This window comes from Amycolatopsis sp. CB00013 (assembly GCF_001905755.1).
Lineage (GTDB): Bacteria > Actinomycetota > Actinomycetes > Mycobacteriales > Pseudonocardiaceae > Amycolatopsis > Amycolatopsis japonica.
Genome location: NZ_LIWC01000004.1, coordinates 676,248 through 700,863, shown reverse-complemented (window position 1 = coordinate 700,863; position 24,616 = coordinate 676,248). Strand labels below are relative to the sequence as shown.

The 24,616-nt window shown below is 68.5% G+C and carries 25 protein-coding genes; 12 read left to right on the top strand and 13 right to left on the bottom strand.

Annotated features, from left to right (window positions below; all coding sequences use genetic code 11):
* The first annotated feature begins 196 nt into the window (after window positions 1-196).
* Genes AMK34_RS30070 through sfnG form a run of 4 tightly spaced genes read left to right on the top strand, consistent with a single transcriptional unit; the run spans window position 197 to window position 5,104 of the window.
* Window positions 197-751: a sigma-70 family RNA polymerase sigma factor gene (locus tag AMK34_RS30070; protein WP_037331979.1), complete on the top strand. Its 555-nt coding sequence runs from the start codon at window positions 197-199 to the stop codon at window positions 749-751.
* Between the two features lie 11 nt (window positions 752-762).
* Window positions 763-1,122 carry a zf-HC2 domain-containing protein gene (locus AMK34_RS30065; RefSeq protein WP_228694700.1) on the top strand — a complete coding sequence of 120 codons (360 nt, stop codon included), beginning with the start codon at window positions 763-765 and terminating at the stop codon, window positions 1,120-1,122.
* 31 nt (window positions 1,123-1,153) lie between these two features.
* Window positions 1,154-3,979 (top strand): BREX system ATP-binding domain-containing protein, encoded by a 2,826-nt coding sequence (locus AMK34_RS30060; protein ID WP_073847567.1) that lies wholly within the window; start codon window positions 1,154-1,156, stop codon window positions 3,977-3,979.
* A 33-nt stretch (window positions 3,980-4,012) separates the two neighbouring features.
* Window positions 4,013-5,104: a dimethylsulfone monooxygenase SfnG gene (gene sfnG, locus AMK34_RS30055; protein ID WP_037331985.1), complete on the top strand. Its 1,092-nt coding sequence runs from the start codon at window positions 4,013-4,015 to the stop codon at window positions 5,102-5,104.
* 46 nt (window positions 5,105-5,150) lie between these two features.
* On the opposite strand, the gene AMK34_RS30050 is transcribed toward sfnG, so the two are convergent.
* The 4 genes from AMK34_RS30050 to AMK34_RS30035 form a co-directional block, all read right to left on the bottom strand.
* Window positions 5,151-6,887 (bottom strand): hypothetical protein, encoded by a 1,737-nt coding sequence (locus tag AMK34_RS30050; protein WP_038518883.1) that lies wholly within the window; start codon window positions 6,885-6,887, stop codon window positions 5,151-5,153.
* A 112-nt stretch (window positions 6,888-6,999) separates the two neighbouring features.
* Window positions 7,000-8,109: a bifunctional RNase H/acid phosphatase gene (locus AMK34_RS30045; protein ID WP_198941770.1), complete on the bottom strand. Its 1,110-nt coding sequence runs from the start codon at window positions 8,107-8,109 to the stop codon at window positions 7,000-7,002.
* Window positions 8,106-8,843 carry a zinc ribbon domain-containing protein gene (locus AMK34_RS30040; protein WP_073847566.1) on the bottom strand — a complete coding sequence of 246 codons (738 nt, stop codon included), beginning with the start codon at window positions 8,841-8,843 and terminating at the stop codon, window positions 8,106-8,108. The genes AMK34_RS30045 and AMK34_RS30040 overlap by 4 nt, the downstream gene beginning before the upstream one ends.
* A 17-nt stretch (window positions 8,844-8,860) precedes the next feature.
* Window positions 8,861-9,682, bottom strand: coding sequence for a Nif3-like dinuclear metal center hexameric protein (locus tag AMK34_RS30035; protein ID WP_073847565.1), 822 nt, complete (start codon window positions 9,680-9,682; stop codon window positions 8,861-8,863).
* A gap of 31 nt (window positions 9,683-9,713) precedes the next feature.
* Between AMK34_RS30035 and AMK34_RS30030 the strand changes: the two genes are divergently transcribed.
* A complete protein-coding gene (locus tag AMK34_RS30030) occupies window positions 9,714-10,268 on the top strand; it encodes a chorismate mutase (protein WP_073847564.1) in 555 nt (184 codons plus the stop codon).
* A gap of 97 nt (window positions 10,269-10,365) precedes the next feature.
* Here AMK34_RS30030 and AMK34_RS30025 read toward each other — a convergent pair whose 3' ends face one another.
* A complete protein-coding gene (locus tag AMK34_RS30025) occupies window positions 10,366-10,686 on the bottom strand; it encodes a hypothetical protein (protein ID WP_038518892.1) in 321 nt (106 codons plus the stop codon).
* Between the two features lie 130 nt (window positions 10,687-10,816).
* Here AMK34_RS30025 and AMK34_RS30020 point away from each other — a divergent pair, with 130 nt between their 5' ends.
* Genes AMK34_RS30020 through AMK34_RS30010 form a run of 3 tightly spaced genes read left to right on the top strand, consistent with a single transcriptional unit; the run spans window position 10,817 to window position 12,798 of the window.
* Window positions 10,817-11,278 (top strand): low molecular weight protein-tyrosine-phosphatase, encoded by a 462-nt coding sequence (locus AMK34_RS30020; RefSeq protein WP_037331995.1) that lies wholly within the window; start codon window positions 10,817-10,819, stop codon window positions 11,276-11,278.
* Window positions 11,279-11,301: 23 nt separating this feature from the next.
* On the top strand, window positions 11,302-12,123 hold the full coding sequence (locus AMK34_RS30015) for an SURF1 family cytochrome oxidase biogenesis protein (RefSeq protein WP_038518895.1): 822 nt from the start codon (window positions 11,302-11,304) through the stop codon (window positions 12,121-12,123).
* A gap of 54 nt (window positions 12,124-12,177) precedes the next feature.
* Window positions 12,178-12,798 (top strand): FMN-binding negative transcriptional regulator, encoded by a 621-nt coding sequence (locus AMK34_RS30010; RefSeq protein ID WP_038524369.1) that lies wholly within the window; start codon window positions 12,178-12,180, stop codon window positions 12,796-12,798.
* A 238-nt stretch (window positions 12,799-13,036) separates the two neighbouring features.
* Here the strand turns inward: AMK34_RS30010 and AMK34_RS30005 are convergent, their stop codons facing one another.
* Both AMK34_RS30005 and AMK34_RS30000 read right to left on the bottom strand, forming a co-directional pair.
* Window positions 13,037-13,990 (bottom strand): cobalamin biosynthesis protein CobD/CbiB, encoded by a 954-nt coding sequence (locus AMK34_RS30005; protein WP_174492061.1) that lies wholly within the window; start codon window positions 13,988-13,990, stop codon window positions 13,037-13,039.
* Window positions 13,991-14,028: 38 nt separating this feature from the next.
* Window positions 14,029-14,724: a FadR/GntR family transcriptional regulator gene (locus AMK34_RS30000; RefSeq protein ID WP_016331555.1), complete on the bottom strand. Its 696-nt coding sequence runs from the start codon at window positions 14,722-14,724 to the stop codon at window positions 14,029-14,031.
* Between the two features lie 103 nt (window positions 14,725-14,827).
* Here AMK34_RS30000 and AMK34_RS29995 point away from each other — a divergent pair, with 103 nt between their 5' ends.
* The 4 genes from AMK34_RS29995 to AMK34_RS29980 are packed head-to-tail and all read left to right on the top strand — an operon-like array spanning window position 14,828 to window position 17,562.
* A complete protein-coding gene (locus AMK34_RS29995; protein WP_038518897.1) occupies window positions 14,828-15,319 on the top strand; it encodes a gluconokinase in 492 nt (163 codons plus the stop codon).
* Window positions 15,319-16,686 (top strand): GntT/GntP/DsdX family permease, encoded by a 1,368-nt coding sequence (locus AMK34_RS29990; RefSeq protein WP_037332001.1) that lies wholly within the window; start codon window positions 15,319-15,321, stop codon window positions 16,684-16,686. Before AMK34_RS29995 ends, AMK34_RS29990 begins: the two co-directional genes overlap by 1 nt.
* 43 nt (window positions 16,687-16,729) lie before the next feature.
* A complete protein-coding gene (locus AMK34_RS29985; protein ID WP_016331552.1) occupies window positions 16,730-17,056 on the top strand; it encodes an ArsR/SmtB family transcription factor in 327 nt (108 codons plus the stop codon).
* Entirely contained in the window at window positions 17,053-17,562 is a 510-nt protein-coding gene (locus AMK34_RS29980) for an SRPBCC family protein (RefSeq protein WP_038518901.1), read from the top strand. Before AMK34_RS29985 ends, AMK34_RS29980 begins: the two co-directional genes overlap by 4 nt.
* A gap of 58 nt (window positions 17,563-17,620) precedes the next feature.
* Here the strand turns inward: AMK34_RS29980 and AMK34_RS29975 are convergent, their stop codons facing one another.
* Genes AMK34_RS29975 through AMK34_RS29950 form a run of 6 tightly spaced genes read right to left on the bottom strand, consistent with a single transcriptional unit; the run spans window position 17,621 to window position 24,399 of the window.
* Window positions 17,621-18,625: an N-acetylglucosamine kinase gene (locus AMK34_RS29975; RefSeq protein ID WP_038518904.1), complete on the bottom strand. Its 1,005-nt coding sequence runs from the start codon at window positions 18,623-18,625 to the stop codon at window positions 17,621-17,623.
* Window positions 18,610-19,875: a 6-phospho-beta-glucosidase gene (locus tag AMK34_RS29970; protein ID WP_073847563.1), complete on the bottom strand. Its 1,266-nt coding sequence runs from the start codon at window positions 19,873-19,875 to the stop codon at window positions 18,610-18,612. Before AMK34_RS29970 ends, AMK34_RS29975 begins: the two co-directional genes overlap by 16 nt.
* The gene (locus AMK34_RS29965; RefSeq protein ID WP_073847562.1) at window positions 19,872-20,765 is read right to left on the bottom strand and encodes a carbohydrate ABC transporter permease; all 894 of its coding nucleotides are present in this window, start codon (window positions 20,763-20,765) and stop codon (window positions 19,872-19,874) included. Before AMK34_RS29965 ends, AMK34_RS29970 begins: the two co-directional genes overlap by 4 nt.
* Window positions 20,762-21,751, bottom strand: a complete 990-nt coding sequence (locus AMK34_RS29960; RefSeq protein ID WP_073847561.1) for a carbohydrate ABC transporter permease — start codon at window positions 21,749-21,751, stop codon at window positions 20,762-20,764. Before AMK34_RS29960 ends, AMK34_RS29965 begins: the two co-directional genes overlap by 4 nt.
* A gap of 4 nt (window positions 21,752-21,755) precedes the next feature.
* Window positions 21,756-23,138 carry an extracellular solute-binding protein gene (locus AMK34_RS29955; protein WP_037332011.1) on the bottom strand — a complete coding sequence of 461 codons (1,383 nt, stop codon included), beginning with the start codon at window positions 23,136-23,138 and terminating at the stop codon, window positions 21,756-21,758.
* Window positions 23,139-23,148: 10 nt separating this feature from the next.
* Window positions 23,149-24,399 carry an ROK family transcriptional regulator gene (locus tag AMK34_RS29950; RefSeq protein ID WP_073847560.1) on the bottom strand — a complete coding sequence of 417 codons (1,251 nt, stop codon included), beginning with the start codon at window positions 24,397-24,399 and terminating at the stop codon, window positions 23,149-23,151.
* Window positions 24,400-24,616: the final 217 nt, after the last annotated feature.

Genomic DNA, 24,616 nt, shown 5'->3' with positions numbered 1-24,616 from the left:
AGCGGCCGGTTCGATCTAGCCGGAGCAGGCCAGTGTGATGTGCATCACACGACACATTTAGAACCGTTTATCGCCGCGATACGTACCGGCCGACTAAATGTAAACGAACCACTACTGCACATGGCTCACGGCGATAGTCTGCGCTACGGTGTACGAACCCGTGAAATCCTCCACCGCCGGGGAGGTAGCGAATCTTATGGAAGCAGTGGGCAGAGGATGCCGGTTCGATGGCGACCATCGGCCGGGCGAGGTTCCGGACGAGTTCATTTCGGTGCTGTACAAGGATTTCCGGGATACGTTGTTCGGGCAGGTGATGTACCTGACGGGCCATGATCAACAATGGACGGAAGACGTGGTCCAGGAAACACTGATCCGCGCCTGGCAGCATTCGGACACGTTGAACCGCGAGCCGGGAATGTTGCGCGGCTGGCTGCTCACGGTCGCCAAGCGGATCGTGATCGACGGCTGGCGAAACCGGCGCGCCCGGCCACAGGAGGTCGAGCTGGACAGTTCCGAAAACGCCGAAATAGCGGACCGGACCGAACAGTCACTGTCCGCACTCGTCATTTCCGAAGCGCTGCGTTATCTGGACGGCAAATATCAGGCCGTCATCTACGAGACGTATCTGACCGGGCATACGGTCCGGGAGGCGGCGGTAATATTGGGGATCCCGGAGGGAACGGTCAAATCACGGCTGTACGCGGCCATGAAGACATTGCGACGGTCGTTAGGAGAACTGGGGTCCCGATGAGGAAGCGAAAGGTGAAACACACCGATGTGGCGGCGTACGTACTCGGCGTGCTGGACCGCGCCGAGGCGCACGCCTTCGAGAAGCATTTGAAGGGCTGCGCGCGATGCGGACGGCAGGTCGCGGAATTCGCGTCGGTGGAAGACGCGCTGGCGAAGGCCGATCTGCGCTACCTGTCCCCCGTCGCCGCGCGATGTCGCGGCCGGCTGTCGATGATCACGGCCAACCTCGTCGTGGTCTTCCTGGCGTGCGTCGTCGCGGCCTTGATGTCGTCGCAACGATCGTCCCGGCGGATCTCGTCGGATGCGGACATCCCGGCTCCTGCTCCCCTCGACGACCAGCGATCACTCCCGTTACCGCTTACATGCGAGTAGTCTGCCGCAAGCCGACACGAAGGTCTCTACGGTGCATACCGAAGTAAATCCCGAGAGTCCCTTCGGCGGGCCTTCGGTACCGAAGCGCCGCGCCGCCGGGTTACTGGGTCGAGACGGCGAACTCGACACGATCACCGGACTGCTCCGCGCCGCCCTGCGGGGCCGCGCCGTCAGCGCGGTGGTGGTCGGCGAGTTCGGGATGGGCAAGTCCTCGATGCTCACCGCGGCCGGTGAGCTCGCCGAAGCGGCCGGGTTCACCGTCGCGATCGCCACCGCGTCCCGGCTGGAAACCCACCTGAGCGGCGGCGTCGGCCGTCAGCTGGTCGAAGGGCTCACCCACGCGCCCGCCGAACCCGGATCTCCGCGGCCGCGCACGCCGCACGCGGCCGAAATCCTGCCGGATCACCCTCCCCGGACCGAACGGGAACAGACGGAGGCGCTCGACGCCTTCTTCCGCATCGTCCGGCACGCCGCCGAGCAGGGGCCGGTCTTCCTCGGCATCGACAACATCCACCTCGCCGACCCGTGGTCGATGCGCTGCCTCGCCTACATCCGGCACCGGGTCGAGCAGTTGCCGGTGGTGGTCGTGCTGACCTCGCTGATCGGGCATCTGCAGAACGGTGAGGTCGCCCTGCTGGAGATGTCCGGCTGCACCCCGGCGACGATCCGGCTGCGCGGGCTCGGGACCCGGCACGTCGCCGAATTCCTCCAGGTCTCCGTCGGACGGTTCGCCGAGGAATGCCGCGAGGTCACCGGCGGCAACCCGTTCCTGCTCGGCGCGCTGCGCCGCCGCCTGGTCCCGGGGATGGATCTGGACACCGCGGGCTCGGCGATGATCGGCGACGTGCTGCGGGTCCGCATGCACGAGTACACCGCCGCGCCGAAAGTGCTCGAAGCCGTCGCGATCCTCGGCGAGGACGCGAGTTTCGACCTGCTGGCACAACTCGCCGGGGTCGACGAGAGCACCGCTCTGGAGGCCATCGACACGATGGTGCGCGTGCACCTGCTGACCAACAGCCACCGGCCGTCGCTGACCTACCGGTTCGTCCGCAACTCGGTGCTCGCCGACATGCCGCTCACCACCAGGGCGGTCACCCAGTCGCGGGCGGCGCGGCTCCTGCACGACGCGGGTGCCGCGCCGGAGCGGGTCGGCGTCCATCTCCTGGAGGCGACCGCGATCAGGATCCCTTGGGCGGTCGACGTCCTGCGGCTGGCCGCACGGCATTCCGTGGTCGAGGGCGACCCGGAGCTGTCCGTCCGGTTCCTCTCACGCGCGCTCGAAGAACGGCTCAGCGAACGCAAGCGGATGGCGATCCTGCTCCAGCTCGCGCACGCGGAATTCCACTGCGACCAGGATTCGGCGCCGGCCAGGGTGCGCGAGGCCATCGACCATATCGACGACCGGGAAACCGCGGCCTTCGTCGCGACGGCCATGATCCTTTCGCTGTGCTGCGGCCCGGACGCGCGGCTGGCGATCAACTCCGCCGGCCAGTTCGCCGCGCGGCTCGACGCGGGCGGGCCCGACGCCGTCTGGCCGCTGCTGTGCATGACCTATCTCGCCGAAGCCGGCAGCAGACTCGGGCCACCGCCGGACTTCCGCGACTTCGAACGGCAATGGGCGCCGCTGAACGATCCCGCCTCGCGGCAGAGCCGATCCGGTCTCCTCGCGCTCGACACGGTGCGCGGCGGAGAGTCCTCGGCGAACGCCGTCCGGCATTTCGGGGAGGCGTTGTCCGGCGAGCAGCCCGAACTGTTCGAGCAGCCGTATTTCTTCACGCTCGCGACGGCCGCCCTCGCCGACGAACCCGCGCTCACCGACAAGCTCTGCCAAGTGCTCGACACCGAACGCCTGCCGTGGGACTTCCACGTGCCGAAGGGCGCCCTCGCCACCCTCGCCCGCGGGATCGCCCTGCAGGCGGGCGGAGACCTGGTGCGCGCGAGTGTCCACTTCGAATCGCTGGTGCGGCAGTTCGACGAACGCGGGGTCACCAGCCGCTGCCCGATCGCGGTGCTGTGCGCGGCGAGGCTGATCGAGGTCTCGGTCGACCTCGGCCGCCACGACATCGCCAAAGCGCTGCTGGATCGCGTCGATTTCGGGGCCACACAAGCGCTTTTCACGCACAACTACCTGCTCTACGCCCGAGGCAGACTGCGTGCGGCCACCGGTGAACCGGAGCTCGGGTACGAAGATCTGCGCGGCTGCGGCCGCCGTCTCGAACACCACGGCATGCGTTTCCCCGGCTTCGCGCCTTGGCGGGCGCACGCCGCCCGCACCGCGCTGGCGCTCGGCCGTACCGACGCGGCGGCGCGGCTCGCCGAGGAGGACCTCGAGGCCGCGGAACGCTGGGGAGCGCCCAGGATCCTCGGCGGCGCGTTGACCACGGCCGGGCTCGTCCGCGAGGACGAAGAGGGCGAACGCCTGCTCACCAAGGCCGTCGACGTGCTCGGCGGGTCGACCGCGAAACTGGCGCTGGCCGAGGCGCTGACCGAACTCGGCGTGCTGCAGGCCCGGCACGGGCAGGCCGAAAAGGCGGTCGGCACGCTGCGGATGGCCGCGCAGTCGAGCAAGCATTGCGGGGCGCGGCCGCTCGCGAGGCGGGCCGCGGAGGCGTTGCGGAACGCGCGGACGAGTCTCGCGACGGCGAAGGACAACGAACACGGTCTCACCAAACAGGAATACCGCGTCGCGCTGATGGCGTCACAGGGTCTCACCAACCGGGAGATCGCCGAAGCACTGCACCTGACCCGCCGCACCGTCGAACTGCATTTGTCCGGGGCCTACCGCAAACTGGGTATCACCGGACGCACCGAATTGGGTTCCGCGCTCGGGCGGTCTCAGCGCGTGGACACCGATTGACGGTTTCCGGGGGCGGCGGGTTCACTCCGCGGCATGCCGGGAATCGAATCCGAACCACTCAAATTCGCCTATTGGGTCCCCAATGTGAGCGGCGGTCTGGTCACCAGCGACATCGAGCAGCGCACCGACTGGGGATACGAGTACAACCGGGATCTCGCCGTCCTCGCGGAGAACAGCGGCTTCGAGTACGCGCTGAGCCAGGTCCGCTACACGGCCAGCTACGGTGCGGCCTACCAGCACGAATCGACCGGGTTCAGCCTCGCGCTGCTGCTCGCGACGCAGCGGCTCAAGGTGATCGCGGCCGTCCATCCCGGGCTGTGGCATCCCGGGGTGCTCGCGAAGTTCATCGCCAGCGCGGATGTGATCTCCGGCGGGCGCGCGGCGGTCAACGTGGTCAGCGGCTGGTTCAAGGACGAATTCACGAACCTCGGCGAACCGTGGCTGGAACACGACGAACGGTACCGTCGTTCGGAAGAATTCATTCGCGTGCTGAAGGAACTCTGGACGAGCGACCACGCCGAATTCGCCGGCGATTTCTATCGGATCCACGATTTCGACATCAAACCCAAACCGGTCGGACGGCCGCATCCGGAGATCTTCCAGGGCGGCAACTCCACCGCCGCGAGGAAGCTCGCGGGCCGGGTCTCCGACTGGTACTTCAGCAACGGCAAGGACTTCGACGGGTTCAGCGAGCAGGTCGAGGAGGTCCGCGGCTACGCGGCCCAGAACGACCACGCCGTTCGCTTCGGGCTCAACGGTTTCGTGATCGCGCGGGAGACCGAGAGCGAGGCGAAGGCCGTGCTGCGAGAGATCGTCGAGAAGGCGAACACCGAGGCGGTCGAAGGTTTCCGCGGCGCGGTCAAGCAGGCGGGAAGCTCCACATCGGACAAGAAGGGGATGTGGGCCGACTCGGAGTTCAAGGATCTGGTGCAGTACAACGACGGCTTCCGCACCGGGCTCATCGGCACGCCGGAGCAGATCGCGGACCGGGCGATCGAGTACAAGAAGCGCGGGGCGAACCTGCTGCTGCTCGGCTTCCTGCACTACCTGGAGGACGTCGAGCACTTCGGGAAACACGTGCTGCCCGTGATCCGGGAGAAGGAAGCCGCCCTCGACCGCGTTTAGTCCTCTGAATGCGGTGGGCCGCATTCAGAGGACTAAACGCGGGCGTTTACGGAAGGTAGACGGTCTGGCCCGGGTGCATGGTCGGGCCGCAGTCCTTGAGCGGCCCGCCGAAGCGCGCCTTCTCCACGTCCGGCATGGTCTTCGCGGCGTAGTCGCGGACGGCCTTCAGCTTCTCGGGGCTGGAGACGGCGTCCTTGCGCACGAAGTCGCCGTTGCGCGGCCCGCTGCCCGGGTACACGAAGATCGGCTCGTAGTCGCGGTCGATCCGCGGGTCGACGGTGATGCCGTTGCCCGCGGCCCACGGGCCCCACGAGTGGATGAAGGTCGGCTTGACCTTGTCGAACACGTAGTCGCGCAGCCCCGGCAGGTCACCCTTCTTGAGGAAGTCCGCGACGTCCGCCTCGACCAGCCCGGCCATGTCGACCAGGTGCAGGCGGCTGGTCATCGACGAGCCGCCGAGGTCCGGCAGCAGCAGCGACGCCTGCTGGAGGCCCAGGATGTCGGCCATGGTGTTGAAGCCGCGGCCGAAGCGGTCGGCGATGAGGCACGCGGGCACCGTCGGGACTTCTTGGAACTTCTTCGACGCCGACGCGAAACCCATCCCGGACGGGATCGCGGCCGCGACCAGCACGAGCACCACGACGGTCCGCAGCGCCGCCCGCGAACGACGCAGGAGTTCACCGGCGGCCAGCGTTCCCGCCAGCACCGAGAGGATCCAGATCGGGGTCGCGAAACGGTGCTGGCCCATCCAGTCCGGGACCATCACGCCGTAGGCGATGATGCCCAGCGCCAGCGGCACCAGCAGCGCGATCAGCGCGCGCCGCCATTCCGCGCGGACCAGCGCGTACCCGATGGTCAGGGCAAGCAGGATCGTGCCGGCGACACCGGCGTAGCCGACCAGCTCGAACGGCTGCTTCAGCGCCGAAAGCCCGGGCAGCCCCTGCCCCTTGGCGATGGACGGGTTCGCCAGCAGCCTGCCGAATTCCGCGATCCGCCAGGCGAGGTACGCCCCGAACGGGATCGCGAACGCGACCACCGACACCACGACGAACTTGATGCTCTGCCCCAGCAGCGGCTTACGCAGCTGGAACAGGACGACGAGCGGGTACGCGCCGCCGTAGATCAGGCCTTCGGGGCGGGTCAGCGCGGCGAACGCGACCAGCACCCCGGACCAGACGGCGACCTTCGCGGTGAGCAGGGTGTCCTTGCGCACGGCCACGAACAGCAGCACGGCGAGCCAGGCGACGGCCATCCCGAACAGCGAGTTCTCCAGCCCGGAGATCGTCCAGATGACGAACGACGGGATCGCGGCCAGCGTCAGCCCGACGACCAACGTCGCCAGCCAGGCGAAGCGCGCGAAGATCTGCTTCGCCGCGATGTGGCAGGCGGCCAGCGTCCCGGCGGTGAACAGGAGCCCCAGCAGCTTCGGGAACAGCACGTAGTCGGGCAGGCCGAACAGCATGCCGCTGTCGAAGACGCCGACGAGCTTGCCGAGCGCCAGCATCACCAGCCACGTCGAGTTCGACCAGCCCTCGACCGAGGGCTGCCCCGGCTGCAGCACCGGGCCGAGGCCGTCGGTGAAGCTGCGCGCGTAGGAGAAGGTGATGGCCGCGTCGTCGACGATCCAGTGGCCGTAGAGGGTGGCGTGCCAGGCCAGCGCCGCCACTCCGGCGAGGACCGCCAGGTACGGTGCGACACGGGCGGCCAGGCCACGACGGGCCGGCGTCTCCGCCGGATCGGGCACGCCTTGTTCGGAAGCTTCGCTGAGTGCGCTCGCCGTCATGTCCCCGTCTTTGCCTTTTCGCTCACGTGCCGTCGCCGAAACTGTAGCCAATACCCCATCGGCCGCCCGCGACACGTCATATCCAGGCGTGATCCGCGCCACAATCTCCTGACTAGGAGAGGTGCGAAATGTCGTTCACCAACCGGACCGAGGCGTTGCCGTCCGGGTAGAACTCGACGATCGACAGCGAGGCCAGGTCCAGGTGCAGGCGGAACAGCAGCGACGGCCCGGCGTCCAGGCCCATCCGCAGCAGCGCCTTGATCGGCGTGACATGGCTGACCAGCACCAGCGTCCGGCCGCCGTACTTCGCGATCAGCTCGTCGCGCGCCTTGCGGACCCGCCGGTGCACGCCGTCGAAGCTCTCCCCGCCCGGCGCCGCGATCGAAGTGTCGGAAAGCCAGCTGGTCTGGAATTCGGGGTCGCGGTCCATGGCCTCTTTGAAGGTGAGGCCCTCCCATTCGCCGAAATCGGTCTCGATCAGCCCGGGGTGGGTCTCGACCCGGCCGCCGAGCGCGTCCGCGATCGCCTGCGCGGTCTGCTGGGTGCGGATCAGCGGTGAGGCGATGATCGGCGCCGCCTCGCCGTCGACGACCAGGCCCTCCATCGCGCCGAGGCGTTTCGCGGCGGCGGCCGCCTGCTGCTTGCCGTGCTCGGTGAGGGGTACGTCGCCGCGGCCGGAGTACCGCTTCTCGACCGACATCGCCGTCTGGCCGTGCCGCACGAGGAGCAGTTTGGTCGGGGTCCCGGTCGCGCCGGTCCAGCCGACGGGGCTGACCCTGTCCTGCTTCACGGTCTTCTTCGGCGCTTCCGCCTGCTTCCCCGCGTCCATCGCTTCGTTCGCGAGGCCGTCCGCGTGGGAATTCTCCGCCCGCGGGATCCACTCGTAGCGCACGCGCGAGAACCGCGCCGCCAGCTCCTTGGCTTCGGCGTTCAGCGGCTGCATCGACGGGTGCTTGACCTTCCAGCGCCCGGACATCTGCTCCACCACGAGCTTCGAGTCCATCCGGACGTCCACTGTGGACGCTCCGAGCTCGGCGGCCGCGGCGAGCCCGGCGATCAGGCCGCCGTACTCGGCGACGTTGTTGGTCGCGATGCCGACGTAGGCCTTGCGCTCGGCGAGCACCTCGCCGGTTGCCGGGTCCTTGACGACCGCGCCGTACCCGGCGGGCCCCGGGTTGCCCCGCGAACCTCCGTCGGCCTCGACGAGCACGTGGTCGGTCACAGGCCGGACTCCAGGGTGCGCACCAGGATGGCGCCGCAGTTCTCGCACTGGATGACGTTGTCCTCCGGGGCCGCCTTGATCTCGGCGATCTCGCGGCGGTCGATGTCGAGCTGGCAGGCGCCGCAGCGGCGGGCCCGCAGCAGCGCCGCGCCGATGCCCTTGTGCGCGCGGACCCGCTCGTAGAGCTTCAGCAGGTCTTCCGGGAAGCGCGGCAGGAGCTTGGCGCGGTCTTCGTCGCGGCGTGCCTTGGTGGTGTCGAGGTCGGTGAAGTGCTCGTCGCGGCGCCCGATGGCTTCGGCGACCTCGCCCTCGGCCTTCGCGACCTCGGCGCTGGTGCGCTGGGCGTCGAGTTCGAGCGCCTCGCGGCGTTCCATCAGTTCGAGCAGGTCGTCCTCGAGCGCGGACTGACGCCGGCTGAGGCTGTTCAGCTCGTGCTCGATGTCGGTCATCTGCTTCGCCGCGACGGAACCGGATTCGAGGAGCTTGCGGTCGCGGTCTCCGCGAGCGCGCACCGACTCGATCTCCTTCTCCTGACGGGCGATCTCGCGGTCGAGGTCGGACGCCGCCGTCTGGACCGAGACCAGCGCGTCACGTCGTTCGCGCACCGACTTCTCGCCCGCGTCGATCTCGGCGATCTCCGGCAGGGTGCGACGGCGGTGGGCGGTACGCGCGAGTTCGGCGTCCACCTTCGCGAGTTCGAGCAGCTGGCGCTGGACGGCGGGGTCGGCCTTCACGGTGCTCCTTGGAGTTCTTAGTGCTCGGTTCGGGTGGCCCGTAGCGTCCACGGGTCGGTGCACCGCGTGGAGACGTGAACGTCGACGTTACCCGCAAACGCGGCACGGACGACGCCCGAGGCTTGCTCGCACCACGGCCACTCGCTCGCCCAGTGGGTGACGCCGACCAGGGCGGGGACTTCGGCGATGTCGGCGAGGTGCTCGCCGACGGGATGATGCCGGAGATCGGCGGTGACGTACGCGTCGACCCCGGCGGCGGTGGCCCGCTTGAGATAGCTGTCGCCGGAGCCGCCGGAAACGGCCACGCGGCGGATCGGGCGATCCGGGTCGCCCGCGCCGTAGACGCCGGGCTCCGTGCGGGGCAAGGCGTTCGCGACGCGTTCGACGAAGGCGGAGAACGGTTCGGGCGCGGGCAATTCACCGATGCGGCCGATGCCGGTGACGCCGTCTTCGCGGGGATCGAGCGGGCCGAGGACGGTCAGGCCGATGGCGTCGGCCAGCGCGTCGGAGACACCGGGGGACGCGGAATCGGCGTTGGTGTGCGCGCAGTAGAGGGCGACACCGGCCCGGATCAGGCGGTGCACGAGACGCCCCTTCGTGCTGTCCGCCGGCACGCCGTGGACTCCGCGCAGCAGCAGCGGATGGTGCGCGACGATCAGCTGCGCACCCCCGGCGATCGCCTCGTCGACGGTCTCGTCGACCGGGTCGACGCAGAACAGGACCTTGTCCACGTGCTCGGCCGGGTCGCCGCAGACGAGGCCGACGGCGTCCCACGATTCGGCGAGTTCGGGTGGATACGCCTGCTCCAGGGCGGCGATGACTTCGGCTAGCGCGGGCACCCGGGGATTTTCGCATGTAGCGTTTCCGGGCATGCGACTTCGGGTGCTCTGTGCTGTTTCGCTGCTTCTCGTGGTGTCACCCGCGCCTGCGTCGGCGTCTCCAGGCCTCTGGGAACTGACCGACCTGGCCGCTCAGCGCGTGCAGATCGCCGACAAGGTCGCGGCCGCGAAGTTCGGCACGCCGTCGCCGATCGACGACCCGGTGCGCGAACGGCAGATCCTCGACTCAATGGCCGCGAAGGCGCCCGGCCTCGGTCTCGACGCCGACAGCGTGGTGCGGTTCTACCGCGACCAGATCGAGGCGAACAAGGTCGTGCAGCGCGGCCTGTACGCGCGGTGGACCGAGCACCCCGGCACGCGGCCGCCCGGGCGACCCGATCTGGGGACCGAGGTGCGGCCGGTGATCGACCGGCTCAACGCGGGGCTGCTCACCGAACTCGCGGAGACGCGGGACGCGCGGGCACGACGGTCGTGCGACGCGCGGCTCGCGGTCACGGTGCGGCTGGCCGACGCGCGACGCGGGCTGGACCGGCTGCACTCGGGGGCGCTTTCGGAGGCCGTGCGGTCGGCCTGTTCACGCTCCTGACCTGCGGATGGGGAGCAAGGGACCTTTGCTACCACTTGGGCCGGAGACGTCGCTGACCTGCGGAAAGAGAGCAAGGGACCTTTGCTACCACCCCGGCTCAGTCCAGGGCCTTCGCATCCTTGTTGATCGCCCAGCGGCCGGCCGCGCGCATCACGCGCCCCGTCCACAGCACCGCGCGATAGGCCTTCGTCGCCTGATCGGCGACGTCGGGCCGGACGACCTGGTACGGCGCGACGGACGCGCTCGACCGGAGGTGCAACGGCATCCTGGTCATCGCCTCTTTCGGCGATCTCGCCTGGACGAAGTGGTGCTCCGACAGGATCCGCCCGACCTCGTAGGGGTGCGGAAGCTTGACGGTGATGCGGTACCAACGGAGCCCGGTTGCCGGCGACTCGACGCTGGGTGTTGGTGCGCTCATACGCGACCTTCCTGCGTGTTTCTCTCCAGGAGGTCTACTCCCGCTTCGTCCCGGCTTTCCAGCTTCGCGCGCCCGGTAGCCGTTCGGAGCCGGTGAGCGGTCGATCTCCGTCGGCCTTCACACTGATCAGGTGCTGCACATCGTCTTCGTCTGTTCCGGCAACATCTGCCGTTCCCCGATGGCCGAGCTCGTCTTCCGCGCGAAGGCCGAGGAGGCGGGTCTCGATCACCTCGTGCAGGTGTCCAGCGCGGGCACCGGCGGCTGGCACGTGGGCGAGGCCGCGGACAAGCGGGCCCGCGCGAAGCTCGCCGAACACGGCTACCCGACCGGCCATGTCGCGGCCGAGGTCGACCGCGGACATCTGGCCGCCGACCTGCTGCTCGCGGCGGACGAAGGACATCTGTCGTTCCTCCGGCGCAAGGTGTCGGACCCGGCGAAGGTCCGCCTTCTGCGCGAGTTCGATCCGTCCGCGCCCGAGGGCGCCGAGGTCCCGGACCCGTACTACGGCGAGGACGACGGTTTCGAGGACGTCCTCGGCATGATCGAGCGGGCCGTTCCGGGCCTGCTCGACTGGGTGCGCGCACACGCCTGAGGCCGACCGCTTACCGTGGTGGGGTGCGGTTGAAGTTCCTGCTGAAGCCCGGGTGGCTGGCATTGACGTTGGTGGTGTTCACCTTCGCCATCACTTGCTTCACCCTGCTGGCGCCATGGCAGTTCTCCCGCAACACCGAACGCGAGCACCAGAACGCGGCGCTGCGGGAGTCGTTCTCCGGGCAGCCGCGCTCGCTGGAGGAGCTGCTCCCCAACGGCGCCGTGCCTGATCAGCGCACCGAATGGCACCTGGTCGCGTTGAAGGGCACGTACCTGCCCGAGGGCGAGGTCGTGGCCCGTCTGCGCTCCGTACAGGGCGAAGCGGCCTTCGAGGTCCTAACTCCGTTCCGGACCGTCGAGGGCACGATCGTGCTGGTGGACCGCGGGTACGTCCGGCTCGACGACAAATCGCGCGCGCTCCCCTTCGCCCCGCCCCCGGCCGGAACGGTCGACATCGTCACGCGCGCACGTCACGACGAGAAGGACGGGAAGAACCGCGACGCCTTCGCCGACGAGTCGACCGGCGGGAAGCTGCAGAGCTACGTCGTCGATTCGCAGGTCGTCGCGCGGGCCGCGAAGCTGGACATCCGTCCGGGTTATTTCCAACTCGACGTGAACCAGCCCGGCGTCCTAGGCGCGCTGCCACTGCCGCAGACCGACGCGGGACCGTTCTTCTCCTACGCCCTGCAGTGGATCGCGTTCGGCGCGATGGCGGTGATGGGGTGGCTGTACTTCACCGTCCGCGAGCTGAAGCCGGGCGGCGCGCTGACCACCGAGCGGCCGCAGCGGCGCAAAAGCGTCGCGGAGATGCTGGCCGAAGACGAACGCTCCGAAGTGGCCACCTGATTCGACCCGAAAATGGACCTTTCGCAGGTCCATTTCGCGTGTTCCGCTTCGGGCATGCTGATTCACCCGTGGGACGCCGCCCACGATGACGCCGAATGGCGGGCCTGGCTCTCGACGCACGATTTCGGCCAGCTGATCGCCGGCGGCGTGGGCCGTGACCTGCCGATCGTCAACCCGGTGCACTTCGCCTACGACGGTGACCGAACGGTCCTGCTGCACCTCGCGCGCCCCAATCCGGTCTGGCCGCTGCTGGAGGAACACCCGCGCGCGCTGCTCGCGGTGATCGACGAACACACCTACATCCGCTCCGACTGGAACACCCCGGCCGACCCGCCGCACGGTGTGCCGACGTCGTACTACTCGTCGGTCCAGCTCGAATGCGACGTCCGGCTGATCGACGACGCCGCGGAGAAGGCCGCGCTCCTGGACCGGCAGCTCGCGCGTTTCGAGCCCGGTTCGGGCAGGGCGGCGGTGAGCGCGACCGAGGCGCCGGACAAGCGGCTGCTTCCCGGCATCCGCGGGGTCGAGCTGACCGTGACCGGGGTGCGGGCGAAGTTCAAGTTCGGCGGGAACAAGCAGCCGGCCGACCGGTCACGGATCGACGCCGAGCTCGCGCGGCGCGATGGGCCGATGGACGCAGGGGCGCGGGCGCGGTTGGCTCAGCGGGAGCGGTAGCAAAGGTCCCTTGCTCTCTTTCCGCAGGTCAGGGGCCTGGTGGTAGCAAAGGTCCCCTGCTCCCCCTGCTCGATGACCGTGTGGATTTCGGGTCACCCAACGCAACAAAATCCACACAGTCACCACGCGGAGTAAGGGGTGTGTGGAAATAGAGACACTCAACGTCCCTATATCCACACACCCCCGCCCCAAGTGGTAGCAAAGGTCCCTTGCTCCCCCGCCGCCGGGAAAGCGCAGGTCAGCGACGGCGCCGCAGCCCGACGAGACCCGCCAGCACCACCGCGCTGAGAGCGCCCAGCCACCCGACCACCCGCGAGAGCTCCACGGCGCGCGTCACGTGCCCGGCGTCCGGGTTGCGTCCGATGCCGAGCACCGGCAGTTCCTCGACCCCGTGCGGGTACACCGTCCGCCCGCCGACGCGGATCTCCAGCGCCCCGGCGAAAGCGGCCTCGACGCGGCCGGCGTTCGGGCTCGGGTGCGCGGCGGTGTCCCGCCGCCACGCCCGCCACGCGCCGCCCGCCGAGCCGCCGACGACCGGGGCCGCGAGCACGGTCAGCCCGGCCGCGACGCGCGTGGGCACGAGATGGACGATTTCGTCCAGCCGGGCGACGAGCCACCGGTACCGCTCGGGGCGCCCGCGGCCGATGCCGCGCAGCAGGCTGATCGCGCGCGAGCCGAGCAGGCCGGGGACGCCGGCCAGCGCTCCCCACACCAGCGGCGCGACGACGACGTCCGCGGTGTTCTCGGCGAGGGTTTCCACCGAAGCGCGCGAGAGGCCGATGACGCCGAGGTCGTCGGCGACTCGTGGATCCAGTGTGGACAGTGTGCCGCGAGCGGTCTCGAGTTCGCCTTCTTCGAGATCCCGGGCAAGCGACGTGCCGTGCGCGGCCAGTCCGGCGGCGCCGAGGACGGCCCAGGTGGTCACCGCGGTCGTGGTCGCCTGCAGGACGGGGCTGCGCCGCCCCGCCCGCTCGGCGAGTACGCCCGCCAGCACGGCGGAGCCCGCGAGGCCGCCGGTCCACAGGACCCCGGTCACCGGATGCTTCGACCGGACCTTCGCGTCCACCGCCGAAGCTGCCCTGGCGAACGCCGTCACCGGACGCCGCGACCGGGGGTCCCCGATCGCCCCGTCCGCGGCCACCCCCAACACCAAGCCGATCGCGCGCGCCGCGCTCACCATCGCCCCCTGCATGCAGTATCCCTGGAAGACCTGCAGAGATTACTCGAAGATCATCCGTCCAGAAGGACGGCCATCTCGTCACGCGCCTGGATGACGATGTCCCGCATCGCGCGTTCGGCCCGGTCAGGGTCACCGGCGTCGACGGCCACCGCGACCTCGACGTGCAGGGCGACGGCCTCGGGCTGCGGCTCCTCGGGCATCAGGCCGTGCCCGGTCCGCCCGGCGAGCACCTCGGCGACGACCGCCGAAAGCTGGGCGAACATCGGATTCCGCGACGAGGACAGCAGCAGATCGTGGAAAGCGACGTCGTGCCCCAGAAAAGTGTCGAGGTCACGCCGGTGCGCCGTCTCCTCAAGCCGCTTCGCCAAGGCCCGGAGTCGGCCGCCCTCCTCCGGCGTCGCCCGCAGCGCGGCGTACCGGGCGGCACACGGTTCCACGCCGGAACGCAGTTCGGTGAGGGTGCGCAGCGCGGTCTTCCGCTCGGAGCCGTCGAGTTGCCAGCGGAGCAGTCTCGGGTCGTAATGGTTCCACTCGCTCGGCTCGCGCACGATCACCCCGACCCGGCGCTTGCTGCTGGTCAGGCACATCGTTTCGAGGACCCGCACCACCTCGCGCGCCACCGTGCGAGAGGCGCCGAACCGCTCTTGGAGCTCCTCCGAGCGCAGTACGGAGCCCGGCGGGAGCTCCCCGTTCGCGATCGCGGAGCCGAGCGCGTCGAGCACTTCGGCATGCCTGTCGTTGCCCACCAGGCGACTCTAACGTTCTGACTCGATTAAGTAGTACTTGATGTTGCTTAAGTAGTACTTTTGAGCTGTACTCGTCCCGGCTACAACGACGTGGGAGGTACGGATGACCGTCATCGTGGTGATGGGCGTTTCCGGCTCGGGCAAGACGACCGTGGGCACGGCACTCGCCGAACGCCTCGGCGTCGACTACGCCGAAGCGGACACGTTCCATCCGAAGGCGAACATCGACAAGATGAGCTCCGGCCACCCGCTGAACGACGAAGACCGGCAACCCTGGCTCGAAGCCATCGCCACCTGGATCTCCGACCACCAATGCTCCGGCGGCGTCGTCACGTCTTCCGCACTCAAGTATCGCTACCGCGACATCCTGCGCAGCGGCGGGAAAGTCTGGTTCCTGCACCTCCACGGCGACCGCGACCTGCTCGCCGATCGGATGAAGACCCGCTCCGGCCACTTCATGCCGGTGTCCCTTTTGGACTCCCAGCTCGCCGACCTCGAGCCGCTGCGTCCGGACGAGCACGGCCTCGTCGCCGACATCGCGAAGAAGCCGGAAGAGATCGTCGAAACCGCCCTTTCCGCTTTCAAGGACCGCTGATGACCACCACCCTCGCCGCCGCCTGGACCGGACACGACACCCGCCTCATCGGCGCGACGGTGCTCGCCATCGCCGTGATCGTCGTCCTGATCACCAAGGCGAAGCAGCATCCGTTCCTCGCCCTCATCCTCGGCTCCGGCGTGCTCGGGCTCGTCGGCGGAATGCCGGTCGACAAGCTGATCAAGAGCTTCAGTTCCGGCGTCGGCTCCACCGTCGCGTCGGTCGGCGTGCTGATCGCGCTCGGCGCGATGCTCGGCAAACTGCTCGCCGACTCCGGCGGCGCCGACCAGATCGTCGACACCATCCTGCGCCGCTCGGGCGACCGCGCCCTGCCGTGGGCGATGGCGCTGGTCGCCGCGCTGATCGGCCTGCCGATGTTCTTCGAGATCGGCCTGGTCATGCTGATCCCGGTGATCCTGCTGGTCGCCAAACGCACCGGGAAACCGTTGCTGATGCTGGGAATCCCCGCGCTCGCCGGGCTTTCGGTGCTGCACGGTCTCGTCCCGCCGCACCCCGGCCCGCTCGCCGCCGCGGGCGCGCTGAACGCGAACGTCGGCCTCACCCTGGCCTTCGGCCTGCTCGTCGCGATCCCGACGGTGATCATCGCCGGGCCGCTGTTCGGCAGGCTGGCCGCCAAGATGGTCCCGGACGCCGTCGCGCCGGAGCGGCTCGTCCCGGAATCGTCCTCTTCGGACGGACGACGTCCCGGCTTCCTCGCGACGCTGTCGACGGTGTTGCTGCCAGTCGTGCTGATGATGGGCAAGGCACTCGCGGACATCCTGCTGGCGAAGGAGAACCACCTCCGCCGCGTGCTCGACTTCATCGGCGACCCGCTGGTGGCCCTGCTCGCCGCGGTACTGCTCGGCATGCTCACCCTGGGCAAATCCGCGGGCTTCACGCGGGACAAGCTTTCGTCCACGGTGGCCGATTCGCTGCCGCCGATCGCCGGCATCCTGCTCATCGTCGGCGCGGGCGGCGGGTTCAAGCAGACCCTCGTCGACGCCGGGGTCGGCAACGTCATCACCAGCCTGGCCACCGGCGCGAACCTGTCGCCGCTGCTGCTCGGCTGGCTGGTCGCGGTCGCGATCCGGCTCGCCACCGGTTCGGCGACGGTCGCCACCGTGTCCGCCGCGGGCATAGTGGCGCCGCTCGCGGCGACCATGGATCCGTCGCACAGCGCGCTGCTGGTGCTGGCGATCGGCGCCGGTTCGCTGTTCTTCTCCCACGTCAACGACGCCGGGTTCTGGCTGGTCAAGGAGTACTTCGGGCTTTCGGTCGGGCAGACGCTGAAGAGCTGGTCGATCATGGAGACGGTGATCTCGGTGGTCGCGATCGCGCTGATCCTGCCGCTGGGTGCCTTGTTGTAGATCCGGCTTGACACGTGACCTTTTAGTCACCTATTCTTCCGACGTGCCCGACGACGACCTGGTTTTCAAGGCCCTGGCGGATCCGACTCGCCGGTTCCTGCTCGACCAGCTGTTCGCGCGTGACGGCCGCACGCTGACCGAACTCGAGTCCGAAGTGGACATGAGCCGGTTCGGCGTGATGAAGCACTTGAAACTGCTGGAAGAAGCCGGACTTGTCGTCACGCGCAAGGAGGGCCGGGAGAAGAAGCACTTCCTCAACCCGGTACCGATCCGGCAGATCCACGACAGGTGGATCGACAAGTTCACGGAGCGCAACGTGACCGCGTTGCTCGACCTCAAAGCCGAACTCGAGACCGAGGAGCCCTCATGACCGACACCCAGGTTTACCGCGTGTACATCAAGGCCACCCCGGAGAAGATCTGGGACGCGATCACGAAGCCCGAGTGGTCGCGGAAGTACGGCTACACCGGCCTCGTCGACTTCGACCTGCGGCCGGGCGGCAAGCACGCCACCCACCCGACGCCCGAGTACGTCGAAGCGGGTTTCACCAACGACTTGGTCGACGGCGAGGTCCTGGAGGTGGATCCGCCACGCAAGCTGGTCATCACCTGGAAGCTCCTGATGGACCCGTCCTTCGACAAGGAGCCGTACACCAAGCTCACCTACGAGATCGAAGAGACGAAGACCGCGGGCACCCGGCTGACCGTCACCCACGACGTCACCGACGCGCCGACGACGGCCGCCCTGGTCAACGGTTCCCAGGAGGACATCAACGCCGGACCGGGCGAGAACGCCGGCGGTGGCTGGGCCTGGATCCTGTCGGACCTCAAGACGCTGCTGGAGACGGACGAGCCGCTCGTCCCCGCCGCTTCCTGAGCGCGTGAAGGCCTCCTTCCCTCGGCTGAGCCGAGGGAAGGAGGCCTTCACGCGCGATCTAGACCCGTTTGGTCGCGGCCTTCAGAGAGGCCTTCGCGGAGGCGGAAGCGCCGATCGTGTCCAGCGCGAACAGCGCCGCACCGACCACTGGAGCCACGTCGACCACTTGGATCGACGCCCGCGGCGCCACTTTCAGGCACCGCCGTTCGATCTCCGCGATCACCTGCGCGCCGACCCCGGTCAGCACTCCCCCGCCGAGGATGACTTCGGGTGCCTCCTCGGTGAGTTCGAGCCGCCGCAGGATGACCGAGACCAGCAGTGCGACCTCTTCGACGAACCGGTCGACCACGTCCTGCGCCACCTCGTCGCCGTCCGCCGCGACGGCGAACAGCAGCGGGCACAGGCCGTGGATCGAATCGGAGTGCAGATCCTGGAAGTGCAGGCGCTGCACCACATCCAGCACCGAAGACGCCTTGAAGTGCGCGGTGACGGCGGCCTGCAGAGCCGTTCCCGGACCGCGGCCGTCCTCGGCGCGGACGGCCCACCACAGCGCCTCCTCGCCGAGCCGGTAGCCGCCGCCCCAGTCGCCGGAGATCTTGCCCAGCGCGGGGAACCGGTGTTCACGGCCGTCGGCGCTGACGCCGGCACCGTTGATCCCGGCGCCGCACACCACCGCCACGCCCGTCCCGTCGGAACTGCCCGCACGCAGCAGCGCGAGCGTGTCGTTGCCGACGATCAGGGTGTCGCTCCAGCCGCGTGCCGCCAGCGCGGCGTGCAGGATCTCTTCCTCCCGCGGGAAATCCAGCCCCGCGAGATAGGCCGACGTATGTGTCGCGAAAGGACGTTCGTCGGGAAGCCCTGCCCCGCGAAGGGCTTCCAGGACCAGCTTTTCCAGCGCTTGGACGCTGCCGTCGACCCCGATGTTCTGCGGGGACGCGCCCGGTCCTCGCGACTGCCCGAGCACCCGCCCGTCCCGCGAGACGATCAGGACGTCGGTCTTGCTGTTGCCGCCGTCGATCGCGACGACGACGTCCTGTGAGCCGGCCGTCATGCCCCCGCCCACGGCAGGAACTCACGGTTGATCTGCACCAGCGAGTCGGCGAGCTGATCCGCCTTGGTGTACTGGCCGACCAGCGGATGCGCGAGCAACGCGTCGGCCACCCGGTCCCGGCCGCCCTTGATCGCCGCCTCCAGCGCGAGATGCTCGTAGGCGGTCACCCCGGCGATGAGCCCGGCGAACCGCTGCTCCACGGGCGGTTGCGCGATCGGGCGCGGACCGTTTCCGTCCACAAGGGACGGAACCTCGATGACGGCGTCGTCCGGCAGGAAGTCGAATGTACCTTCGTTACGGACGTTGACGACGTGCTCTTCGGCGGGGCCGCCTGAGGTGAGCGCGTGCACGAGCTGCACCGCGGCCTCGGAATAGTAGGCGCCGCCCCGCTTTTCCAGCTGCTCCGGTTTGGTCACCACCTCCGGGTCGAGGTACACCTTGAGCAGTTCCTCCTCGACGTCGCTCACGACGTCCGCGCGCGGCCGCTCGGTGCGCTGCTTCGCGACCTGCTCGTCGTGCCCGTAGTAGTACTTCAGGTAGTACGACGGCACGACGTTCATCCGCCGCATCCATGCGACGGGCGCGGTGACGTGCTCACCGAGGTACTCCGCGTGCTCCGCCAGCAGTTCCGGCAAGCGGTCCTCGCCCTTGACGAGCACCTTTCGTTCCCAGCTCAGGTGGTTCAGCCCGGTGTGGACGAGTTTGACGTCGTCGATCCCGGCGCCGAGAAGATGCGCGAACGTGCGCTGGAGATGGATCGCGACGTTGCAGAGGCCGACGGCGCGGTGCCCCTCGTTCAGCAGCGCCCGCGTGACGATGCCGACGGGGTTGGTGAAGTTGACGATCCACGTGTCGTCCCCGGCGATCTTGCGGACCCGGTCGGCGATGTCGAGCACCACCGGCACGGTGCGCAGCGCCTTCGCGAGGCCGCCCGCGCCCGTGGTCTCCTGCCCGACACAGCCGCAGGCGTGCGGGAACGTCTCGTCCCCCCGGCGGGCGCGCTGCCCGCCGACCCGCAGCTGGATCAGCACCGCCGACGCGCCGTCGACGCCTTCTTCGAGGCTCGACGTGGTGCGGACCCGCGCCGGATGCCCGGCGTGGCTCAGCAACCGGTTGCTGAAGTCCCCGACCGCCTCCACCCGGTACGCGTCCGGATCGATCAGCACGATCTCGTCGACGTCCAAAGTGGACCGCCGTCCGGCGATCCCGTCGATCAGCTCGGGCGTGTAAGTGGACCCACCACCGACGACTGCCAGTTTCATCCCTTGACCCCTGTGAATGTGATGCCCTTGACGAAGGACTTCTGCGCGAACACGAACAGCACGATCACCGGCAGCATGATCAGCGCGGTGGCCGCCATGGTGAGGTTCCATTCCACGTGGTGCATACCGCGGAACGACGCGATCGCCAGCGAAAGCGGCCAGCTGTCGCGGGTCTCACCGGTGTAGAGCAGCGGACCGAAGTAGTCGTTCCAGGTGAACAGGAAGCAGAACATCGCGGTGGCCGCGATCCCCGGCTTCGCCATCGGGATCAGCACCTTGACCATCGCCTGGAACTCGTTGCAGCCGTCGATCTTCGCGGCTTCGAGGTAGTCCTTCGGAATGGTGAGGAAGAACTGCCGCAGCAGGAAGATCGAGAACGCGTCGAAGAAGAAGTACGGCACGATCAGCGGAACCAGGGTCCCGGTGAACCCGAGCCGCACCCACAGGTCGTACAACGGGACGACGGTGACCTGCGGGGGCAGCATCATCGCGGCCATGGTCAGCATGAAGAACAGGTTCTGCCCACGGAACTTCAGCTTCGAAAGCGCGTACGCCGCCGGAATCGCCGAGACGAGCGCCCCCACGGTGGCCAGCGTCGAATACAGGATGCTGTTGCCGAAATACTGCAGCAGCGGCGCCTTTTCGAACACCTCGATGAAGTTCTCGAAGTGCCATTCCTTCGGCCAGAAGTTCGACGAGAGCGCCTGATCGCTGGACATCACCGCGGTGAGGAACACGAACAGGATGGGCAGCATGAAGATCACGCCCATCGCGATGCCCACGCTGTGCGTCGCGATCCAGTACAGCTTCTTGTCCCATTGGCGCCGCACCCGCACCTTCGGCGGTTCGGACGCCGGGGCGGTGTGCCGGGGCTCGGCCAGTGTGGTCATCCGCCCTCCTCCTGATGCTGGGTCTTGCGCAGCTGCCGGACCAGGATCCAGGTGAACCCGGCCGACACGATGAACAGCAGGACCGCCATCGCCGCCGCGTAACCCATGTTGAAGTACCGGAAACCCTGGACGTACAGCCAAACCGGATAGGTCAGCGTCGAATTCTGTGGTGCGCCGATGAATCTCGTGTTGCCCGCGACGTCGGCCGCGCCCGCGGCCGCCGATCCCGCGACGATCGCCTGCGTGAAGAACTGCAACGCGAAGATCATCGAGTTGACGATGCCGAACAGCAGCACCGGCGAGATCGACGGGAGCGTGACGTGCCAGAACCGGCGGACCGGCCCGGCACCGTCGAGTTCGGCGGCCTCGTACTGTTCCTGCGGCACGTCGAGCAGTGCCGCCAGGATGATGATCATCAGCTCGCCCGAACCCCACATCACCAGCAGGGTCAGCGCGGGCTTCGACATCGCCGGATCGTTGAACCACAGGCCGCCGTCGATGCCGACCGCCCGCAGGAACGCGTTGACCGGGCCGTATTCCGGGTTGAACAGGAACACGAACGCCAGGGTCGCCGCGGCGGGCGGGGCCAGCGAAGGCAGGTAGCAGAGCGTCCGCACCAAGCCGACGCCCGACTTCAGCCGCGAGATGATCGACGCCACGCCGAGCGAGAACACGACCCGGCAGAACGTCAGCACGATCACCAGCCACAACGTGTTGTACGCGGCGGTACCGACCAGCGGTTCGCTGGTGAACATGCGGATGTAGTTGTCGAAACCGATGAACTCGGGCGCGTTGATCAGGTCGTAGCGGGTGAACGAGTAGTACACCGTGGCGATCAGCGGGTACCCGAAGAAGATCAGGAATCCGAGGGTCGCCGGTGCGATGAAGTAGAAGACGGTGCGACGGCGGCGCGCTGCGTTCCCCTTCCGCGTCCGGGTGGACGCGGAAGGGGAGGCGACCGCCCTGGAATCCAGGGTCGAAGTCATGCGATCAGCCGCCGGCGCGTTTCTGGGCCAGCTCGTCGTTGATCTGAGCGTCGACCTGCTTGAGCCCCGCGATCATGTCGGGGACGTTGCCCGCCTGCCACTTCTCCGCGAAGTCGTTGACGGCCTTGAGGTGCGCGTCACCGATCGGCGTCGACGGGTTGGGCATGAGCTTTCCGCCGTTGTACAGATCGAGGAACGTCTTGAACTCCGGCGTGACCTCGAGCTTCGGGTCGGTCAGCGCGGCCTTGGTGCTCGGGACGTTCTTCAGGCCGTTCGACAGGTCGACCAGCGTCGAGGTGTCGAGGGTGACCTGCTTGATCAGTTCCCAAGCCGCGCCGGGGTTCTTGGCGCCCTTGGGGATCGCGATGATCGTGCCCGTGGTGAACGCGCCGCCGTAGCGGTCCGGCTTGCTGTCGAGCACCGGCGGGGCCGCGGTGCCGAACTTGAGCTCCGGCGCCTGGTCCTTGATGAACGCGGTGCGGTACTCGCCGTCGATCATCATCGCGAGCTTGCCGCGCTGGAAACCGTGGTCCGCCGAGTACTCCTCGCCGAGGCCGGCCTTGAACTGTTCGACCTTGGCGTGGCCGCCGTAGAAGTCCACGAGCTGCTTCTGGAAGTCGAACATCGCCTTCCACTCGGGGCTGTCGGCGAGGTGCGACTGGCCGTCGGGGCCGATGTAGGTGGCGCCGAAGTTCGGGGCCCAGTACTGCGCCATGTTGGCGTAGAACGGCATCGAGGGCAGGAAACCGGCGACCTTGATGGAGCCGTCCGGGTTGAACTCGGTCAGCTTCTTGGTGGCCTCGAACAGTTCCGAGGTCGTCTTCGGCGGCGACGTGATGCCCTTCGCCGCGAACATGTCCTTGTTGTAGTAGAAGCCGTAGACGTCGGCGAGCAGCGGCATGGCACAGCGCTTGCCCTGGTATTCGGTGTAACTGCGGACGGCGTCCGGGATCTGGTTCAGGTCGATCTTGTCGCGATCGATGTAGGGCTTGAGATCCTGGAAGCTACCCGTCGAGCACCACGCGCCGAGGTTGTCGGTGAAGAACGAAATCGCCACGTCCGGCGGGTTGCCACCGCGGATGGACTGGGTGATCTTGTCGTCGTCCTGCTGGCCTTCGTGCTTGATCTCGATGTTCGGGAACTTCGCCTTGAGCTTGTTGAGCCCGGCGGTGACCACGTTGTACTCACGGTCGGTGAACTTGCTGTAGACGGTCAGCGTGAGCTTCGCGTCCGCGGCCGGGGCGGCCGCCGCGTCACCCGACCCGCCGTTCGGGCCGCTTGCGGCGCCCGAACAGGCGGACACCAGCGCGGCGACGGTGACCGCGCCGAGCACTATCGAGCCGCGCCAACGGCGGCCGCTTCTCCGAACCTGGGTCGTGGAACTCATGACCCTCCTCCTAGTTGGTTGGGGCGGGAGACGGTGGTTCTGTTCGTGAATCCGGGATAGCCACGATCGGGTTCGGCTCTCCCGCCCCGGACCGTCTCGGCCCGAGGAGCGAAGGGGTGTTGACGCCGAAGACGTCCCTGCGCACGGTGGCGAGCGCCGACTGGAGGGCGCCCGCGCGGACCGCGTTGCCCTGCACCGAAGCGACCCCGACGGGGGTGCGGGGCAGGACCAGTTCGTGCAGCCTTTTCGCGACCAGCGCGGCGAATTCGTCGCCACCGGCCCGGCTGGTGTCGCCGGAAAGCAGCACGAGTTCGGGGTCGACGACCGCGATCAGGCTGGCCGCTCCGCCCGCGACACGGCGGGCGAGGTCGTCGAGGAAGGCTTCATTGCCGCTCTCGCGGGCTTTGGCGACCGCGTCGGCGCCGGTCTCGGCCTCGAAGCCGTGCGCGGCGGCCAGCTCGACGACGGCCGGCGACGCGACGAGGTCGCCGAAACGATCTCCCCCGCGTGCCGTTTCCTTCCGTGTGGCAACGGAAACCGGATCGGGGACGCGCATCCAGTCGATCTCGCCGCCACCGCCGGTCGCGCCGCGCAACAGCCTGCGGCCGACCACCACCGCACCGCCGACGCCGTCGCTGAGCCAGATCATCACGAAGTCGTCGAGCCCGACGGCCTGGCCGACCGTCATCTCCACGATCGCGACGAGGTTGACGTCGTTCTCGATGGTGACCTCGACACCGAGCTCCCGGCTGAGCCTGCTCGGCACGTCGAACCCGAGCCAGCCGGGGATGTGCGGCGCGGAGGAGAGCAGGCCGGTGCGCGGGTCGAACGCGCCCTGTGCGCCGATGACGACGTGGCGGAGATCGGTGGCGGCGAGCCCGGCGCTGTTCGCGACGTGGGTGAGCGCCGCGCCGAAGGTGCCGACGACGTCCGCGCCCTCGTGGACCGGCAGCGGGACCTGGTACTCGGCGAGCACCGCGCCCGTGACGTCGGAAACGACGAAGTCGGCCGTCTGCGGGGTCAGGTCCACGGCCGCGACGTAGGCGACGCCGCCGTTGACCTGCCAGAGCTGCGCCCTCGGGCCACGGCCGCCACCGCGGACGCCGGCCTTGGTGACGACGTCGTCCTGTTCGAGGCGGGTGAGCAGCTGCGCCGTCGCGGGTTTGGACAGGCCGATCGCGACTTCGAGCTCGGAGCGCGTCAGCGGGCCTTCCCTGAGGAGGACCTCGATGGCCGCGCGATCGTTGATCTCGCGCAGCATTCGCGGACTGCCGGCTCGCACTGGAGTTCACTCCCGACTTCGTTAGGAAACTTTACAGACGGTTTCCGGGGACTGTAGTGAGCCGAGCCACAGCCGTCAACGGGGTCGGGAAACGGGGAGGTAACGCTTGCCGTGTTCCGCACAGCGGGTATACGTACCGGTGCGGAGGGTGGCTGTTCGGGCGGACCTGCCTGGTGAGTGGTCCGTGCCAGACGAC

Excerpts from the sequence above, each read along its gene's own strand:
- AMK34_RS30070 (WP_037331979.1), top strand. The coding sequence starts at position 197 with ATGGAAGCAGTGGGCAGAGGATGCCGGTTCGATGGCGACCATCGGCCG.
- sfnG (WP_037331985.1), top strand. The coding sequence starts at position 4,013 with ATGCCGGGAATCGAATCCGAACCACTCAAATTCGCCTATTGGGTCCCC.
- AMK34_RS30050 (WP_038518883.1), bottom strand. The coding sequence starts at position 6,887 with ATGACGGCGAGCGCACTCAGCGAAGCTTCCGAACAAGGCGTGCCCGAT.
- AMK34_RS30030 (WP_073847564.1), top strand. The coding sequence starts at position 9,714 with ATGCGACTTCGGGTGCTCTGTGCTGTTTCGCTGCTTCTCGTGGTGTCA.
- AMK34_RS30025 (WP_038518892.1), bottom strand. The coding sequence starts at position 10,686 with ATGAGCGCACCAACACCCAGCGTCGAGTCGCCGGCAACCGGGCTCCGT.
- AMK34_RS30010 (WP_038524369.1), top strand. The coding sequence starts at position 12,178 with ATGCTGATTCACCCGTGGGACGCCGCCCACGATGACGCCGAATGGCGG.
- AMK34_RS30005 (WP_174492061.1), bottom strand. The coding sequence starts at position 13,990 with ATGCAGGGGGCGATGGTGAGCGCGGCGCGCGCGATCGGCTTGGTGTTG.
- AMK34_RS29995 (WP_038518897.1), top strand. The coding sequence starts at position 14,828 with ATGACCGTCATCGTGGTGATGGGCGTTTCCGGCTCGGGCAAGACGACC.
- AMK34_RS29990 (WP_037332001.1), top strand. The coding sequence starts at position 15,319 with ATGACCACCACCCTCGCCGCCGCCTGGACCGGACACGACACCCGCCTC.
- AMK34_RS29980 (WP_038518901.1), top strand. The coding sequence starts at position 17,053 with ATGACCGACACCCAGGTTTACCGCGTGTACATCAAGGCCACCCCGGAG.
- AMK34_RS29970 (WP_073847563.1), bottom strand. The coding sequence starts at position 19,875 with ATGAAACTGGCAGTCGTCGGTGGTGGGTCCACTTACACGCCCGAGCTG.
- AMK34_RS29965 (WP_073847562.1), bottom strand. The coding sequence starts at position 20,765 with ATGACCACACTGGCCGAGCCCCGGCACACCGCCCCGGCGTCCGAACCG.
- AMK34_RS29960 (WP_073847561.1), bottom strand. The coding sequence starts at position 21,751 with ATGACTTCGACCCTGGATTCCAGGGCGGTCGCCTCCCCTTCCGCGTCC.
- AMK34_RS29955 (WP_037332011.1), bottom strand. The coding sequence starts at position 23,138 with ATGAGTTCCACGACCCAGGTTCGGAGAAGCGGCCGCCGTTGGCGCGGC.
- AMK34_RS29950 (WP_073847560.1), bottom strand. The coding sequence starts at position 24,399 with ATGCTGCGCGAGATCAACGATCGCGCGGCCATCGAGGTCCTCCTCAGG.